Raw genomic sequence first — 16544 nt, 5'->3', positions numbered from 1 at the left:
GCGGATAGGCGATATGGCCCTGTATGCCTTTCACCGTGAGCTTGCCGGACATGGTGCCGCGGCGGCCGTTCTTGATCATGTCGCCCAGCGTCGAGCTGGAGGTCGGTTCGCCGACGATGCAGTAGTCGAGCTGTTCGCCGCGCGCCTTGAGTTTTTCGCAGACCACCACGGTGCCGTCGGTGGCCGGGCCTTCTTCATCGCTGGTGATCAGGAAAGCGATGGAGCCGGCATGGTCGGGACGGGCCTGCGTGAATTCTTCCACCGCCACCACCATTGCTGCAATCGAGGTTTTCATGTCTGCCGCGCCGCGACCGTACAGCTTGCCGTCGCGGTGGCTGGGCAGGAAGGGATCGGACTGCCATTGTTCGCGCGGACCGGTCGGCACCACGTCGGTGTGGCCGGCAAACACCAGCAGCGGCCGCGTCGTGCCTTTGCGCGCCCACAGGTTGGTGACGTCGCCCGACTGGATGGTTTCGCAGGCAAAACCGAGCGGCGCCAGCAGTTCGATCAGGAGCGCCTGGCAGCCTTTGTCTTGCGGCGTGACGGACGACAAGGCAATCAGTTGTTCGGCCAGCGCCAGGGTTTTGCTATCGTTGCTCATTGTGGTTGTGTTGGGCATTTCTATCGTGTGGCGTTCTTGTGTAGGCTTGTTGGCCGAATTATTGGCTGAATATCTCTTGGTACAGCGCATCCGAAAAGCCGACATAGGCTTGCTTGCCGGTGAACAGCACCGGCCGCTTGATGATGGACGGCAGTTCCAGCATCAGGGGAGTGGCGCTGATGCCGTCGGTGATGCCGTTGCGGCGCTGTTCCGGCAAGCCGCGCCAGGTAGTGCCCTTGCGGTTGACCAGCGTATCCCAGGGGATGTCCTTGAGCCAGGTCGTGATCAGCTCGGCGCTGACGCCGTCTTTCTTGAAATTGTGGAAGGTATATGCGATCTCTTGGTCTTCAAGCCAGGTGCGGGCTTTCTTGACTGTGTCGCAATTGGGAATGCCGTAAAGTGTAATTGCCATAGATTGAATGCGGTGTGATGCGGATGTTTACAGGTCCAGCGTGAATTCGGTGAAGGTCGCACCTTCGACGCGTTCCGGTTCCGGCAGCGTCGGCATCGAATTCTTCTTGGAGCTAGGCGTGTGGTTGTTGATCAGCCAGTACAGGTTGCTTGGCGAATCGGCATGCGCCAGCGCTTCGTCCTGGGTGATGATGCCGTCATCGATCAACTGCATCAGCGCTTGTTCGAAGGTTTGCGAACCGGGCGCCAGGCTCTTCTCCATCGCTTCCTTGATCTGGCTGATGTTGTCTTCTTCGATCAGTTCGGAAACGTGGCGGGTGTTGAGCATGATTTCCACCGCCGGCGTGCGTTCGCCGCTAACGGTGGTGACCAGCCGTTGCGAGACGATCGCAGCCAAGGTCGACGCCAGGTCTTCCAGCAGCGCCGGCCGGTTCTCCAGCGGATAAAAGCTGATGATGCGGTTCAGCGCGCGGTAGGTATTGTTGGCATGCAGAGTCGATACCACCAGGTGGCCCGACTGGGCATAGGCCATGGCGGCCGACATGGTTTCCTTGTCGCGGATTTCGCCGATCAGGATGCAGTCCGGCGCCTGCCGCAAAGCGTTCTTCAGGGCGCCGCCGAGATCGGTGGTGTCGCTGCCGATTTCACGCTGGTTGACGATGGAACGATGATTGTGGAACAGGAATTCGATAGGATCTTCCAAGGTCAGGATATGGCCTGCCTGGGTCTTGTTGCGATAGTCCAGCATCGAGGCGATGGTGGTCGACTTGCCGGAACCGGTGGCGCCGACCACCAGCAGCAGGCCGCGCTTGCGGCCTATCAGCTCGGTCAGGGCAGGCGGCAGGCGCAGTTCTTCGAAAGCCGGGATTTCATACGGAATATAGCGGATCACGGCCGAGATGCTGCCGCGCTGGCGGAACGCCGACAGCCGGAAACTGCCGACGCCGGGCACCGGCAAACCGAGATTCAGCTCATTGTTGCGCTCCAGTTCCTGCAAGCGCTCGGCAGACAGCACTTCCTTCAACAGCATCTGGATAGTGTTGTCATCCATCGCCTGCTGGTTGACCGGGACCATCTGGCCCATGATCTTGAGATGAATCGGCGAACCGGGCGCCAGGAACATGTCCGACGCCTCCTTCTCCTGCATCAGATGAAACAAGCGATCCATTGCCATCAAAAAAACTCCTCAATGCAAGAAAAGTGCAAATTATTATTATGAAATCGCAACAGGCTTGCGTATTTTCATACGTCAAGCCCGGTCACAGCTCAATCAGGCTTCGCGCAGCAGTTCGTTGATGCCGGTCTTGGCGCGCGTTTTTGCATCGACGCGCTTGACGATAACCGCGCAATACAAGCTGTATTTGCCGTCGGCCGAAGGCAGGCTGCCTGACACCACTACCGAACCCGACGGGATGCGGCCGTAAGTCACTTCACCGGTGGCGCGGTCATAGATCTTGGTCGACTGGCCGATGTAGACGCCCATCGAAATCACCGAGTTTTCTTCCACGATCACGCCTTCGACGATTTCCGAACGTGCCCCGATGAAGCAGTTGTCTTCGATGATGGTGGGGTTGGCCTGCATCGGTTCCAGCACGCCGCCGATGCCGACGCCGCCCGACAAGTGGACGTTCTTGCCGATCTGGGCGCAGGAGCCGACCGTGGCCCAGGTGTCGACCATGCTGCCTTCATCGACATAAGCGCCGATGTTGACGTAGGACGGCATCAGCACCACATTCTTGCCGATGAAGCTGCCATGGCGGGCAACCGCCGGCGGCACCACGCGGAAACCGCCCTTGGCGAAATCTTCCGCGGTGTAGTTGGCGAACTTGGTCGGGACCTTGTCGTAGAACTGCATGTTGTCGCCGGCCGGCATAGGCAGGTTGTCTTCCAGGCGGAACGACAGCAGCACGGCTTTCTTGATCCATTGGTTGACCACCCAGTTGCCGTCGGTTTTTTCGGCGACGCGCAATGTGCCCTGGTTGAGTTCGGCGATGACCTTGGCGACGGCTTCGCGGACATCGGCCGGCGCTGTCTTAGGTGAGAATTCGGTGCGCTGTTCCCAGGCCTGGTCGATAAATGCTTGCAAAGATTGAGTCATGATTATTCGTTGAATGAAAGTTTAAAAACATGGATTTGACCATGAAGAGGCTTAGTAGCACATCGTCATGGCGCAATACGTAGGATCAGGCTGCTGCCGCTCAAAGTCGCAGGCTAGAGGCCACGGCAAAACGCTGCAATGCGTTGCGCCGCTTCCAGGCATTCCTCGACTTCGGCTACCAGCGCCATGCGGATGCGTTGCCGGCCCGGATTGCTGCCATGGGCGTCGCGCGCCAGATAGCTGCCGGGCAATACCGTTACATTATATTCGGCATACAGCCGCTTGGCGAAGTCGGTATCGGAGATTGTCGCTAACTTGTCGACCTTGGCCCATAGGTAAAAGCCGGCGTCGGGCAGCGCCACGTCCAGCACGGTTTGCAGCACCGGGGTGACTTGTTGAAATTTAGCCATGTATTTGGCGCGGTTTTCGACGACGTGGGTTTCGTCGTTCCAGGCGGCGACCGAAGCCGCTTGCACCGGCGGGCTCATGGCGCCGCCGTGATAAGTACGATACAGCAGGAATTTCTTCAGTATGGCGGCGTCGCCGGCGACGAAGCCGGAGCGCATGCCCGGCACGTTGGAACGCTTCGACAGGCTGGAAAAGGCGATCAGGCGCGGATACCCGCTACGACCCGCGCTGCGGCCCAGGATGTGGGCCGCCTGCAGGCCGCCCAGCGGCGCTTCCGGCTTGAAATAAATCTCCGAATAGCATTCGTCGGCCGCGATCACGAAACCGTGGCGGTCCGACAGCGCAAACAATTCTTTCCAGTCTTCCAGCGACAGCACGGCGCCGGTCGGATTGCCGGGCGAGCACAGGTACAGCAGCTTGACGCGCGGCCAGACATCGTCCGGCACGCTGCGGTAATCCGGGGCGAAGTTGCGGGCAGGGTCGGAATTGACGAAATACGGCTGGGCGCCGGCCAGGTAGGCCGCGCCTTCATAAATTTGATAAAACGGATTGGGACACATCACCAGCGCATCTTGCTGGGCCGGATCGACCACCGTCTGCGCCAGCGCAAACAGCGCCTCGCGCGAGCCGTTGACCGGCAGGATCTGGCTGGCCGGATCGAGCGGCTGCAGGCCGTAGCGGCGCTCCAGCCAGCCGGCAATCGCCGCCCGCAAGGGTTCGGCGCCTATGGTGCTGGGATAGCTCGCGAGGCCGTTCAGGTTGTCGGCCAGGGCTTGCTGGATGAATTTCGGCGTCGGATGCTTGGGTTCGCCTATTCCCAGGCTGATGGGCTTGTACGCAGGATTGGGCGTGACGTCGGCGAACAAGGCGCGCAGTTTTTCAAACGGATACGGCTGCAGCCGGTCTAGTAATGGATTCACGTGTTTAGTAACGGATGAATAACAAAGGTGAAATGGGTGGAATCGCAATGATTACGCTGTTTGCATTATATACAGAAGTCCGGCTCTGATCGTCAGAAATGGCTGACTTCTGCCCGGGCAGGGGGCAAATTTGGCCTGGCCGTCACTGACAACTTGAAATATAAGCATTGGCCTTATTTTGCCGCGTTGTTTCCCATGCAATAAATAAAATTCGATAGACTGGGTTTTCGCCGCTTTTGTCACGCTTTTTACCAGCGCCGTGAGTTTATCCGACAGCCGAAGTCTGCCGGAAGCCAGGTGCGTCACATATCAGCCAGACTTGCCATGATTTCCCCTGCACTTAGCGATGCCGCACTGATTGCCGATATCCGGCAGTTGATTGACACCGCCCGCCGGCGCGCGGTGCAGACTATCAACGCCGAACTGAGCTCGTTGTATTGGCAGGTAGGGCGGCGTATCCATGCTGAAGTGCTGGGCGGGAAACGGGCTGCATACGGTCACCAGATCCTGCGGAACCTGGCTGCTCAATTGACCGCTTCCTACGGCCGTGGCTGGAGCGAAAAGCAGCTGCGCCATTGTCTCCGCTTTGCAGAGACTATGCCTGACGAGGACATTGTCACCGCACTGCGGAGAGATTTGAGCTGGACCCATATCAAGGCGCTGATCTATATCGACGACGAGCTGAAGCGCAGTTTTTACATCGAGCTGTGCCGGCTTGAACATTGGTCCTCGCGACAGTTGCAGGAGCGCATGAATGCCATGCTGTTTGAACGCAGCACGCTGTCGAAACAGCCGGACAAAATCATTGCGCATGAAGTGGCCCAGCTGCGACAGACGGGGCAGGTACTCCCGGCTTTTTTATTGAAAGACCCCTACCTGCTGGATTTTCTCGGGCTGCAGGATCGTTATCTGGAAAAAGATCTGGAAGATGCCATCCTGCGCGAGATGGAGCAATTCCTGTTGGAGCTGGGAGCGGGATTCACGTTTGTGGAACGGCAGAAACGCCTGCAGATAGACCAGGATGATTTTTACATCGATTTGCTGTTCTACAACCGCAAGCTCAAGCGTTTGATTGCCGTCGAACTGAAATTGGGCGATTTCAAGGCTGAATATAAAGGGCAAATGGAGCTTTATTTGCGTTACCTGTCGAAATTCGAACAGGAGCCGGACGAAAATCCGCCGCTGGGCATCATCCTGTGCACCGGCAAGAAGCAAGAGCAGATCGAATTGCTGGAGCTGAACAAGAGCGAAATCCATGTGGCCGAATATGTGACCGTGCTGCCCCCGCGCGAAGTGCTGCAGGCACGCCTCAATCTTTCGGTCGAGCAGGCGCGCCAGCGGCTGGAGAGCCTGGAGAAGCATGCCTGACCGGCGTCAATCCTGAAAATGCCGTCCATGCCGGCGGCGGGACACCGGTGCAATTCGTTTCCCCATCAAGAAATGACCTTCCTTCCACCTGATTAACACTAAGGTAACAATCACATTTCGCGCTTGTGATCGCCATCCATATCGCATATATGGCAGGGCGGAATGTTATGATGTCGACCTCCTGCGAGGTTTTTCCTCGTTTTTATAGTGTGAAGTGTGGCGGCTGCTTTTTCGCCGACTTTGATAAGAACAGTCGATAACGTGCGTCTAACCTCCATTAAATTATCAGGATTCAAGTCTTTCGTCGATCCAACCAATTTCCAGGTCCCCGGCCAGCTGGTCGGCGTGGTGGGACCTAACGGTTGCGGCAAGTCCAATATCATTGATGCGGTGCGCTGGGTCTTGGGAGAATCCAAGGCTTCCGAGCTGCGCGGCGAATCGATGCAGGACGTCATTTTCAACGGTTCCTCGCACCGCAAGCCGGCTGGCCGCTCTTCGGTCGAACTGGTGTTCGACAACAGTCTCGGCAAAGCCGCCGGGCAGTGGAGCCAGTATGCCGAAATCGCCGTCAAGCGCACTTTGACGCGCGACGGCACTTCCACTTACTACATTAACAACCAGGCGGTGCGCCGGCGCGATATCCAGGACATTTTCCTGGGCACCGGCCTCGGCCCCCGCGCTTACGCCATCATCGGCCAGGGCATGATCTCGCGCATCATCGAGGCGCGTCCGGAAGAATTGCGGATTTTCCTGGAAGAGGCCGCCGGCGTTTCCAAGTACAAGGAACGCCGCCGCGAAACCGAGAACCGCCTGAACGACACCCGAGAAAACCTGGTGCGGGTCGAAGACATCCTGCGCGAGCTCAACGCCAACCTGGAAAAGCTGCAGTCGCAGGCCGCGGTCGCCCAGAAATTCCATGAACTGCAAGGCGACCAGGAAGAAAAGCAGAAACTGCTGTGGCTGTTGCGCAAGAACGAAGCCAAGACTGAGCAGGAAAAACATTTCCGCGACATTGAAAAAGCGCAGCTCGAGCTGGAAGAACAGACCGCCAAGCTGCGCCATGTGGAAACCGAGCTGGAGCACATGCGCCAGGCGCATTACGCCGCCGGCGACCGCATGCACCAGGCGCAAGGCCACCTGTACCAGACCAATTCGGAAATCGGCAGCCTGGAAGCGCAGATCAAGTTTGTCATCGAGTCGCGCAACCGCCTGCAATCGCAGCTCAATTCCCTGACGGCGCAGCGCGACCAGTGGCAGCGCCAGGGCAGCCAGTTCCAGGACGACCTGGTCGAGGCCGAGATGCACCTGGAAGAATTGGCGGCGCGGGTCGAGCAGTCGCAAGTGGCGTCGCAGCATCACAACGACCAGTTGCCGGCGCTGGAGCAGAGCTGGCGCGAGGCGCAGCTGAAGAGCACCGAGTCGCGCGGCAAGATCATGCAGATCCAGCAGCAGATCGAACTCGAATCCACCCATCAGCGCAACGCCTCGAATATCCTGAACGGCCTCGCCAGCCGGCGCGAACGCCTGGCGCAGGAAAAGAACGGCTTGAACCTGCCGGACAATGCTCACCTGACCAATCTGCGCATGCAGCTGGAAGAGAAGCAGGCCGGGCTGGAAGAAGTCGGCATGCAGCTGGAAGAAGTACAGGAACAGCAGCCGCGCCTGGAAGAAGAACGGCGCAATGCGCAACAGCAGGTCAATACCGAAAGCGCCAACAACGCCCAGCTGGAAGCGCGCCTGACGGCGCTCAAGCAATTGCAGGAAAGCGTGCAGACTGAAGGCAAGGTGCAGCCTTGGCTGCAAAAGCACGAGCTGGCAGGGTTGCCGCGCCTATGGCAAAAGCTGCATATCGACGGCGGCTGGGAAACAGCGCTGGAGTCGGTGCTGCGCGAGCGTACTTCGGCATTGGAAATGTCGAACCTGGACTGGGCCAAAGCCTTCTTCAACGATGCGCCGCCGGCCAAACTGGCCCTGTTCTCGCCGAACGGCATAGCGCCGGCCGACAATATTGAAACACCTGCCGGCCTCAAGCCTTTCCTGAGCCTGTTGCAGCTGAACGATCCGGGTTTGCGGGTCTTGATGCAGGACTGGCTGCACAATTTCTACGCCGCCGACGATACCGTGACGGCTTTCGCCGAACGCGGAAAACTGCCGCTGGGCGCCAGTTTCGTCACCCGCCAGGGCCACGTGATCAGCAAAACTGGCGTGCGTTTCTATGCCTCCGATTCGGAGCAGGACGGCATGCTGGCGCGCCAGCAGGAAATCGAAAACATCACCAAGCAGCTGCGCGCACAGCAGATGCTGGCCGACGAAGCGCGTTCGCGTTCGGTGCGCGCCGAAGCAGCGCTGTCGCAGGCTACCCAGCGCCTGCAGGAAATGCGCCTGCGCCATACCGGCCTGACCCAGGCGGTGCATGGCTTGCAGATCGATGTCATGAAGTTGTCCGAGCTACAGGAACGTTTCAACCAGCGCAGCTCGCAGATTGCTGCCGACCTGGCTGAAATCGCTGCGCAGGAAAGCGAGCAGCAGCAGGTCAAGATGGAATCGGAAGCCAAGTTCGAACAGCTCGACATGGAACTGGCCGAGCTGCAGGAAAAACACGAAGACGGACAAACCGATTTCCTGGGCAAGGAGCAGCAGCTCAACGATGCGCGCCAACGCCTGCGCGAAATGGAACGCGCTGCGCAAGAAGCGGAATTTTCAGAAAAATCCCATCGCAACAAGATCGAAGAACTCAAGCGCAGCATCGCTACCGCGCTGGAGCAGGCGGCGCAGCTGTTCGCCAACATGCAGCAGGGCCATCTGGAGCTGGAAAGCCTGGACGACCAGGCGGCGCAAGCCGGCCTGCAGGATTTGCTGGACAAGCGCAGCGAACAAGAGCGCGCGCTGGCCGATACCCGCCACGAGCTGGACCAGGTATCGCAGAACTTGCGCCAGCATGAAGAAACACGCTTGCAAGCCGAGCGCAGCCTGCAGCCGCAGCGCGACCGCATCATGGAATTGCAGCTGAAAGAGCAGGCCGCGCGCCTGAACCAGGAACAATACGTACAGCAGCTGCTCGAAGCACAGGCCGACGAAGCTGCCCTGAGCGAGAAGCTGACCGCGGAAATGCGGCCATCGTATCTGCAGGGTGAAGTTACCCGCCTGACCAATGCCATCGCAGGCCTGGGCGCGGTCAACCTGGCGGCGCTGGATGAGCTGGCGCAGGCGTCCGAGCGCAAGAATTTCCTGGATGCGCAAAACGCCGACCTGACCGAAGCCATCAATACGCTGCAGGATGCGATCCACAAGATCGACAAGGAAACCCGCGACCTGCTGCAGGATACCTTCGACAAGGTCAACCTCCATTTTGCCGAGCTGTTCCCTATCCTGTTCGGCGGCGGCCAGGCCAAGCTGATCATGACCGGCGACGAAATTCTCGACTCCGGGGTGCAAGTCATGGCGCAGCCGCCGGGCAAGAAGAATGCAACGATCCACCTGCTGTCCGGTGGCGAAAAGGCGCTCACCGCGACCGCCCTGGTGTTTTCGATGTTCCAGCTGAATCCGGCGCCGTTCTGCCTGCTGGACGAAGTCGATGCGCCGCTGGACGACGCCAATACCGAGCGTTTCTGCAATATGGTGAAGCGGATGTCGGCCAATACCCAGTTCCTGTTCATTTCGCATAACAAGATCGCGATGGAAATGGCGCAGCAGCTGATCGGGGTGACGATGCAGGAGCAGGGGGTGTCGCGGATCGTGGCGGTCGATATGGAAGCGGCGCGCAGTTTCGCCAGCGACGCCGTCGCTGCTTAAGGGTAAAACCGGGGGCTCCAGCTGGCCCAGATGACATGCTTGGCCAGCTTGACAACTTTTTTAGACCCCACTAAGCTGATTTTCTGGTCGTAATGCAATATATTGTAAGAAATTGTCTCAATATTTTTACGTTGGCGGCATATACAGTAATACTTGTATTGTTTTTATAAAAAGAAATGGCTTTGCTGGGGAGTACTTTGGGTTTTAAATAAGAAATAACCATATACGCGGTCACTGACAACTATTTTAGAAGTGTTTTTTCCTCGGATTCAATCAATGACCAGTCCACGATTTCAATCGCGAATTCACAGCCCGTTGACCGTTTGCACGGCAGCGCCGGCTATTAAGGCATCAACAGAATGACAGATCTACAAGCAAGCCTGTTTATCATCGGAGGCGCGTTTCTTGTCGGCGTCATTTCCTATAACAAATGGCAGGAGTACAAAGCCAAGAAGAGTGTTGAGCGCGCGTTTTCCGGATCGCACGACGATGTCCTGATGACTCCCGGCAAAGCTCCGGGCAAAGACAGCGGCGAAGCGCCGCCCCGTCATGAACCTAAGCTGTTCGAAACCGAACTGGATGCCGACGCGCTGCCGCGCGACGATCTGGAGCAGAGCGCCGAGCAGCAGGCAATCGAACCGCAGCTCGGCAATCCGGCGCCGGCGCAGGCGGTACGCAAGGATCTGCCGGTAGACGAGCTGATCGATTGCGCCATCCCGCTGGTGCTGGAAGCCCCGGTGCGCGGCGACAAGGCCTTGCCGGCGCTGCAAAGCTTGCGCCACGTCGGCAACAAGCCTATCCATTTCATCGGCGAAGACGCCAACGGCGAATGGGAGCCGGTGGCGCATGGCGGCATCTACAGCACCCTGCTGGCCGGAGTGCAGCTCGCCAACCGCACCAATCCGCTCAACGAAATCGAATATTCGGAACTGGTCAGCCGCTTGCGCCAGATCGCCGACGACCTGGGCGCCGAACCGGATCTGCCTGACATGTCGGAAGTGATGCACACCGCGCGCTCCCTGCATCAGTTCGTGATCGAACACGATGCCCAGCTGGGCGTGAATATCCAGTCCAACGGTGCGCCGTGGGCCATCAGCACCTTGCTGGCGGCGCTGACCCGCCAGGGTTTCGATGCGCGGCCGGAAGGCCGCATGGTGATGTCGGACGGCGAGGGCGGCCTGCTGTTCTCTTTGTCCACCAATGCCAGCGCGGTTGCTGAAACCACCAGCCGCCTGACCTTGCTGCTCGACGTGCCGCGGGTGGCGCCAGACCGCGACGGTTACGGCGCGATGGTGGCCTGCGCACGTTCACTGGCGGCGCGCCTTGGCGGCGTGCTGGTCGACGACAGCAACCAGCCTCTGGCTGATGTGCAGCTGGCCGAGATCGCCGGCCAGGTCGATGCTTTTTACCGTGAAATGGATGCCGCTGAAATTCCAGCCGGCTCGATTCGGGCTTTGCGTCTATTCAGTTAATCATGTCCTCACTATCATCACAAGCAGGCGGCCCGGGAAACGCTCCCGATGCCGCCGAATGGCGTTCGCGCGCCGCCTGGCTGGCAGCCGAGCTGAACCGCCACAATCATTCCTATTACGTGCTCGACAATCCCTCGATTCCGGATGCTGAATACGATCAGCTGTTCCGTGAATTGCAGGCGCTGGAGCAGGCCCATCCGGAACTCAATACGCCGGATTCGCCGACCCAGCGCGTGGGCGCCGCACCGTTGCCGCTGTTCGAGCAGGTGACGCACTCGATACCCATGCTATCGCTGGGCAACGGCTTTGAAGACAACGACATCATCGAGTTCGACCGCCGTGTCAGGGATGGCCTCGACACCCAGGCCGACAGCGACATCGAGTACGCCGCCGAGCTGAAGTTTGACGGCCTGGCGATCAACCTGCGCTACGAAGACGGCGTGCTGGTGCAGGCCGCCACCCGCGGCGACGGCACCACCGGCGAAAACGTCACCAGCAACATCCGCACCGTGCGTGCGATTCCGCTGCGGCTGCATACCGAGCATCCGCCCAAGGTATTGGACGTGCGCGGCGAAGTGCTGATGTTCAAGGACGATTTCGCCAAGCTCAATGCCCGCCAGCGCGAGGCGGAGATGAAAGAATTCGCCAATCCGCGCAATGCCGCCGCCGGCAGTTTGCGCCAGCTCGATTCGCGCATCACGGCGCAGCGCACCTTGCGCTTTTTCGCCTACGGCATCGGCATGCTGGAAGGCGCCGACATGCCGCCGTCGCACTCGGCGCTGCTGGACTGGTACAGCCAGCTCGGGCTGCCGGTATGCAAGGAACGCGGCGTCGTCAAGGGCGCCAGCGGCCTGCTGGATTTTTTCCGCGATATCGGCGGCAAGCGCCCGCAACTGCCTTACGAAATCGACGGCGTGGTCTACAAGGTGAACCGCCTGCTGCAGCAGCAGACCTTGGGATTCGTGTCGCGCGCGCCGCGTTTCGCGCTGGCGCATAAATTCCCGGCGGAAGAAGCCACCACCCAGGTGCTGGGCATCGAAGTGCAGATCGGCCGCACCGGCGCTGTCACTCCTGTGGCGCGGCTGGCGCCGGTGTTTGTCGGCGGCGTCACGGTGACCAACGCCACCCTGCATAATGAAGACGAGGTGCGGCGCAAGGATATCCATATCGGCGACACCGTGATCGTGCGCCGCGCCGGCGACGTGATTCCAGAAGTGGTTTCCTTTGTGCCGGAACTGCGGCCGGCGGACGCGCAGCCGTTTGTCATGCCGAGCCAGTGTCCGATTTGCGGCTCTGCCATCGTCAAGCTGGAGGATGAGGCCATCGCGCGCTGCTCGGGCGGCTGGGTCAAGTGCGCGGCACAGCGCAAGGGTGGCTTGCAGCATTTTGCATCGCGCCGGGCGATGGATATCGAAGGCCTGGGCGACCAGCTGATCGAACAGCTGGTCGATCGCGACGTCATCCACACGGCGGCCGACCTGTACAAGCTGGGCCTGGTGAAGTTGGCGGCGCTGGACCGCATGGCCGACAAATCGGCGCAGAATGTCATGTCTGCGCTGGAAAAATCGAAGTCGACCACGCTGGGCCGCTTCATTTATGCGCTCGGCATCCGCCACGTGGGCGAGGCAACGGCGAAAGAGCTGGCGACGCACTTCGGCAACATCGACGGTTTATTGCAGGCTTCGGAGGAACAGCTGCTGGAAGTTGCCGATATCGGTCCTGTGGTGGCACGATCATTGCTCGCTTTCTTTGCCGATCCGCTGAACCGGGAGCTGGTCGAACAGTTGCGAGCGGCTGGAATCCACTGGCCGGAGAACTTGCCGGCTGCCGGCGGGTCCAAGTTCTTGTTAGGCAAGACCTTCGTGCTGACCGGCAGCCTGCCGACTCTGACGCGCGATGCTGCCGCTGCCATGATTGAGGCGGCTGGCGGCAAAGTGACAGGGTCGGTTTCCAAGAAGACCAGCTATGTGGTCGCGGGCGCTGAGGCCGGCAGCAAACTGACTAAAGCGGAAGAACTGAACATCCCTATCCTGGATGAGGACGGACTCCGCACTCTTTTAGAAAGCGATCATGACCAAGATTAGAAAAGCCGTATTTCCCGTCGCCGGCCTGGGCAGCCGATTTTTACCTGCCACCAAGGCGCAGCCGAAAGAAATGCTGCCTATCGTCGACAAGCCCTTGATCCAGTACGCAGTGGAAGAAGCTGTCGCCGCCGGCATCACCGACATGGTGTTCATCACCGGCCGCAACAAGCGCGCGATCGAGGATCACTTCGACAAGGCCTACGAGCTGGAAACCGAACTGGAAGCGGCCGGCAAGGCGCGTTTGCTGGAGCTGGTGCAAAACGTCATTCCCAAGCACATCAATTGCATTTTCATACGCCAGTCGGAAATGCTCGGCCTGGGACACGCAGTGCTGTGCGCGCGTCCGGTGGTCGGCGACGATCCTTTTGCGGTACTGCTGGCGGACGATTTCATGGATGTGGCGGCCGGACAAAAACCTGTGCTGGCGCAGATGACCGATATCTTCGCCACCGAAAAGTCGAGCATGCTGGCAGTGCAGGATGTGCCGCGCGCCGACACCAAGCAGTACGGCATCGTCAGCATCGATGCTTACAAGACCGACCTGGAAAAGGTCAACAGCATCGTTGAAAAACCGCAGCCCGACCAGGCGCCTTCCACCCTGGCGGTAGTCGGCCGCTATGTGCTGACCAACGGTATTTTCGATTGCCTGGAAGGTTTGGGCAAGGGCGCCGGCGGCGAGATCCAGCTGACCGACGGCATTGCCGCATTGATGAAAAAAGAACGCGTACTGGCCTACCGCTACGCCGGCCAGCGTTATGATTGCGGCTCCAAGCTGGGTTACCTGCAGGCGACGCTGGCGATGGGCCTGAAACATCCGGAAACCGGTCCGGAGTTTGCCGAGTACCTGAAACAATTCAAATAATCCTACTGAAGATCGCGCCATGACCGTTCGTGAAATCCTGAAAATGGGCGATCCTCGCCTGCTGCGGCAAGCCGAGCCGGTCACTGCCTTCGGCACGCCGGAACTGGAAGCGCTGATCGCCGACATGTTCGATACCATGTATGCGGCCAACGGCGCCGGCCTGGCGGCGCCGCAGATCGGCGTCAACCTGCAGCTGGTGATTTTCGGTTTCAAGAACAACGTGCGTTATCCGGATGCGCCGGCGGTGCCGGAAACGGTGCTGATCAATCCGGTGCTGCGGCCGCTTTCCGACGAAACCGAAGACGGCTGGGAAGGCTGCCTGTCGGTGCCTGGCCTGCGCGGCGTGGTGCCGCGCTGGACCAGCCTGCATTACGAAGGCTTCGACCAGACCGGCGCAGCCATCAGCCGCGACGTCGATGGCTTTCATGCGCGTGTCGTGCAGCATGAAACCGATCATCTGAACGGCATCTTGTATCCGATGCGGATCAAGGATTTCACCCGCTTCGGTTTTACCGAAGTGCTGTTCCCCGAGCTGGATCCCAACCACGACGACTGATTTGCGGTTTTTCCGCATCTGCCGAATCGCGAGCTTTCATTCAGCCCTGAGAGGCTGAATGCGATGCCGGTTGTCGCCGGCAATATATAATTGCAAGAAAGCCAAGCATGGCGGCGCCTGCCGCCGCTGCTTGTGCGCCTCTCCAATCTGCTTACTTCGGAAACCCACCCATGCACCATGCGGTAGAAACGTTTATCCAGGATCTGGCCGTGATCATGCTGATCGCCGGCGTCGTGACGGTGCTGTTCAACCGTTTCAAGCAGCCGGTGGTGCTTGGCTACATCGTCGCCGGCGTCATCATCGGACCGCATACGCCGCCGTTTTCGCTGATCACGGATGAACGCACGATCCAGATCCTGGCTGAACTGGGCGTGATCTTCCTGCTGTTTTCGCTGGGCCTGGAATTCAGCCTGAAGAAACTTGGCAAGGTCGGCGCCACGGCTTTCGTGGCGGCCCTGGCGGAGATTACGCTGATGCTGTGGGTGGGTTACGAGATCGGGATCTATTTCGGCTGGAAGACGATGGACGCGGTATTCCTCGGCGCCATGCTGTCGGTATCGTCGACCACCATCATCGTCAAGGCGCTCAACGAACTGGGCATGAAGCGCGAGAAATTCGCCCAGCTGATTTTCGGCATCCTGATTGTCGAGGATGTGTTGGCGATCGGCATGATCGCCTTGCTGTCCGGGGTGGCGACCAGCGGTTCGGTGGACGCCGGCGACGCCGCGATCACCATCGGCAAGCTGGTGCTGTTCATGATCGTGTCGCTGGTGGCCGGCATCTTGGTCGTACCGCGCCTGCTGGACTATGTGGCCAAATTCAAGAGCAAGGAAATGCTGCTGGTGACCGTGCTCGGCCTGTGTTTCGGCTTCTGCCTGCTGGTCATGAAAATGCAGTACAGCGTGGCGCTGGGCGCTTTCATCATCGGTGCGGTGATGGCCGAGTCGCGCCATCTGCACCAGATCGAACGCCTGATCGAACCGGTGCGCGACATGTTCAGCGCCATCTTTTTCGTCGCCATCGGGCTGTTGTTCAATCCCTCCATCCTGGCCCAGTACTGGTTGCCGATTGGTGTGATCACATTGGCCGTGGTGCTGGGCAAGGTGGTCAGCTGCGGCCTGGCGACTTTCCTGTCGGGCCACGATGGCCGCACCTCGATGCGGGTCGGCATGGGCCTGTCGCAGATCGGCGAGTTTTCCTTCATCATTGCGGCGCTTGGCGTCAGCCTGAAAGTCACCAGCGATTTCCTCTATCCGACCGTGGTGGCCGTTTCCGCCGTGACTACCTTGCTGACACCCTACCTGATCAAGCTGGCCGATCCGCTTTCCAGCCGCCTGGCGCAGGCCATGCCGCAGAAGCTGGCGTCGGTGTTCGGCATGTATTCAACCTGGCTGGACAGTTTGCAGCCGCAGGGTGACCGCGCCGAGCTGTCGCGCATCATCCGCCGCATCCTGATGCAGGTGGTGGTGAACCTGGCGCTGGTGGTGGCGATTTTCATCATCGGCGGCTATTTTTCCGAGACGCTCGGCAACAGCATGTCGGCCTGGGTGGCGGACGCGCAAGTGCAGAACGCCATAGTGTGGGGCGGCGCGCTGCTGATTTCGCTGCCTTTCCTGATCGCCACCTATCGCAAACTGCATGCGCTGAGCATGCTGCTGGCGGAAATCAGCGTCAAGCCGGAATGGGCCGGTTCCTACAGCCACGCAGTGCGGCGCGTGGTCGCCGAAGTAATCCCGGTGGTGTCCATCATCGGCATCATGCTGATGATTGCCGCGCTCAGCAGCAGGATCCTGCCGCCCACCAATCTGCTTATCCTGGTGCTGGTGGCTGCCGCCGCACTGGTGTTGGTGTTGTGGCAACGTTTTGTGAAATTGCATTCGAAGCTGCAAATCGCGCTGCGTGAAACGATGGAGCAACAGCCCGACGAAAATCACTGAAGTAGGCGAACCGAGGCTTTGTTTTCCGAATTTGC

Annotated in this window: 12 protein-coding genes; 7 read left to right on the top strand and 5 right to left on the bottom strand. The window is 59.5% G+C overall.

The window, feature by feature from the left end:
• The 5 genes from dapE to dapC form a co-directional block, all read right to left on the bottom strand.
• On the bottom strand, nucleotides 1-601 hold a 601-nt coding region (gene dapE / locus JWQ61_RS04935; protein ID WP_304359536.1), incomplete at its 3' end, for a succinyl-diaminopimelate desuccinylase.
• A gap of 58 nt (nucleotides 602-659) precedes the next feature.
• Nucleotides 660-1013 (bottom strand): ArsC family reductase, encoded by a 354-nt coding sequence (locus tag JWQ61_RS04930; RefSeq protein ID WP_304359535.1) that lies wholly within the window; start codon nucleotides 1011-1013, stop codon nucleotides 660-662.
• A 27-nt stretch (nucleotides 1014-1040) separates the two neighbouring features.
• Complete coding sequence (locus JWQ61_RS04925; RefSeq protein ID WP_304359534.1) at nucleotides 1041-2186, bottom strand: PilT/PilU family type 4a pilus ATPase; 1146 nt, start codon at nucleotides 2184-2186, stop codon at nucleotides 1041-1043.
• 96 nt (nucleotides 2187-2282) lie between these two features.
• Nucleotides 2283-3110 carry a 2,3,4,5-tetrahydropyridine-2,6-dicarboxylate N-succinyltransferase gene (gene dapD, locus JWQ61_RS04920; protein WP_211467814.1) on the bottom strand — a complete coding sequence of 276 codons (828 nt, stop codon included), beginning with the start codon at nucleotides 3108-3110 and terminating at the stop codon, nucleotides 2283-2285.
• 113 nt (nucleotides 3111-3223) lie between these two features.
• Nucleotides 3224-4438, bottom strand: coding sequence for a succinyldiaminopimelate transaminase (gene dapC / locus JWQ61_RS04915; RefSeq protein ID WP_304359533.1), 1215 nt, complete (start codon nucleotides 4436-4438; stop codon nucleotides 3224-3226).
• Nucleotides 4439-4762: 324 nt separating this feature from the next.
• Between dapC and JWQ61_RS04910 the strand changes: the two genes are divergently transcribed.
• The 7 genes from JWQ61_RS04910 to JWQ61_RS04880 all read left to right on the top strand — a co-directional run bounded on the left by JWQ61_RS04910 (nucleotide 4763) and on the right by JWQ61_RS04880 (nucleotide 16509).
• Nucleotides 4763-5806 carry a YhcG family protein gene (locus JWQ61_RS04910; protein WP_304359532.1) on the top strand — a complete coding sequence of 348 codons (1044 nt, stop codon included), beginning with the start codon at nucleotides 4763-4765 and terminating at the stop codon, nucleotides 5804-5806.
• 261 nt (nucleotides 5807-6067) lie between these two features.
• The gene (smc, locus tag JWQ61_RS04905; protein ID WP_304359531.1) at nucleotides 6068-9598 is read left to right on the top strand and encodes a chromosome segregation protein SMC; all 3531 of its coding nucleotides are present in this window, start codon (nucleotides 6068-6070) and stop codon (nucleotides 9596-9598) included.
• Between the two features lie 359 nt (nucleotides 9599-9957).
• A complete protein-coding gene (locus JWQ61_RS04900; RefSeq protein WP_304359530.1) occupies nucleotides 9958-11070 on the top strand; it encodes a cell division protein ZipA C-terminal FtsZ-binding domain-containing protein in 1113 nt (370 codons plus the stop codon).
• Between the two features lie 2 nt (nucleotides 11071-11072).
• Nucleotides 11073-13154 (top strand): NAD-dependent DNA ligase LigA, encoded by a 2082-nt coding sequence (gene ligA, locus JWQ61_RS04895; RefSeq protein ID WP_304359529.1) that lies wholly within the window; start codon nucleotides 11073-11075, stop codon nucleotides 13152-13154.
• The gene (gene galU, locus JWQ61_RS04890; RefSeq protein WP_304359528.1) at nucleotides 13141-14016 is read left to right on the top strand and encodes a UTP--glucose-1-phosphate uridylyltransferase GalU; all 876 of its coding nucleotides are present in this window, start codon (nucleotides 13141-13143) and stop codon (nucleotides 14014-14016) included. Before ligA ends, galU begins: the two co-directional genes overlap by 14 nt.
• 19 nt (nucleotides 14017-14035) lie before the next feature.
• Nucleotides 14036-14572, top strand: coding sequence for a peptide deformylase (gene def, locus JWQ61_RS04885; protein ID WP_120236671.1), 537 nt, complete (start codon nucleotides 14036-14038; stop codon nucleotides 14570-14572).
• Nucleotides 14573-14742: 170 nt separating this feature from the next.
• The gene (locus tag JWQ61_RS04880) at nucleotides 14743-16509 is read left to right on the top strand and encodes a cation:proton antiporter (RefSeq protein WP_304359527.1); all 1767 of its coding nucleotides are present in this window, start codon (nucleotides 14743-14745) and stop codon (nucleotides 16507-16509) included.
• The last annotated feature ends 35 nt before the right edge of the window (nucleotides 16510-16544 follow it).

The sequence above is a fragment of the Collimonas fungivorans genome (assembly GCF_028292705.1).
In the GTDB taxonomy this organism is placed as follows: Bacteria; Pseudomonadota; Gammaproteobacteria; order Burkholderiales; family Burkholderiaceae_D; genus Collimonas; species Collimonas fungivorans_B.
Note: the sequence above shows the minus strand (reverse complement) of the source record. Positions and strands in the feature narration are given on the sequence as shown.

Bases quoted from the DNA above. Each gene is read 5' to 3' on its own strand.
- JWQ61_RS04930 (WP_304359535.1), bottom strand. From the start codon at position 1,013: ATGGCAATTACACTTTACGGCATTCCCAATTGCGACACAGTCAAGAAA.
- JWQ61_RS04925 (WP_304359534.1), bottom strand. From the start codon at position 2,186: ATGGCAATGGATCGCTTGTTTCATCTGATGCAGGAGAAGGAGGCGTCG.
- dapD (WP_211467814.1), bottom strand. From the start codon at position 3,110: ATGACTCAATCTTTGCAAGCATTTATCGACCAGGCCTGGGAACAGCGC.
- JWQ61_RS04910 (WP_304359532.1), top strand. From the start codon at position 4,763: ATGATTTCCCCTGCACTTAGCGATGCCGCACTGATTGCCGATATCCGG.
- JWQ61_RS04900 (WP_304359530.1), top strand. From the start codon at position 9,958: ATGACAGATCTACAAGCAAGCCTGTTTATCATCGGAGGCGCGTTTCTT.
- ligA (WP_304359529.1), top strand. From the start codon at position 11,073: ATGTCCTCACTATCATCACAAGCAGGCGGCCCGGGAAACGCTCCCGAT.
- galU (WP_304359528.1), top strand. From the start codon at position 13,141: ATGACCAAGATTAGAAAAGCCGTATTTCCCGTCGCCGGCCTGGGCAGC.
- def (WP_120236671.1), top strand. From the start codon at position 14,036: ATGACCGTTCGTGAAATCCTGAAAATGGGCGATCCTCGCCTGCTGCGG.
- JWQ61_RS04880 (WP_304359527.1), top strand. From the start codon at position 14,743: ATGCACCATGCGGTAGAAACGTTTATCCAGGATCTGGCCGTGATCATG.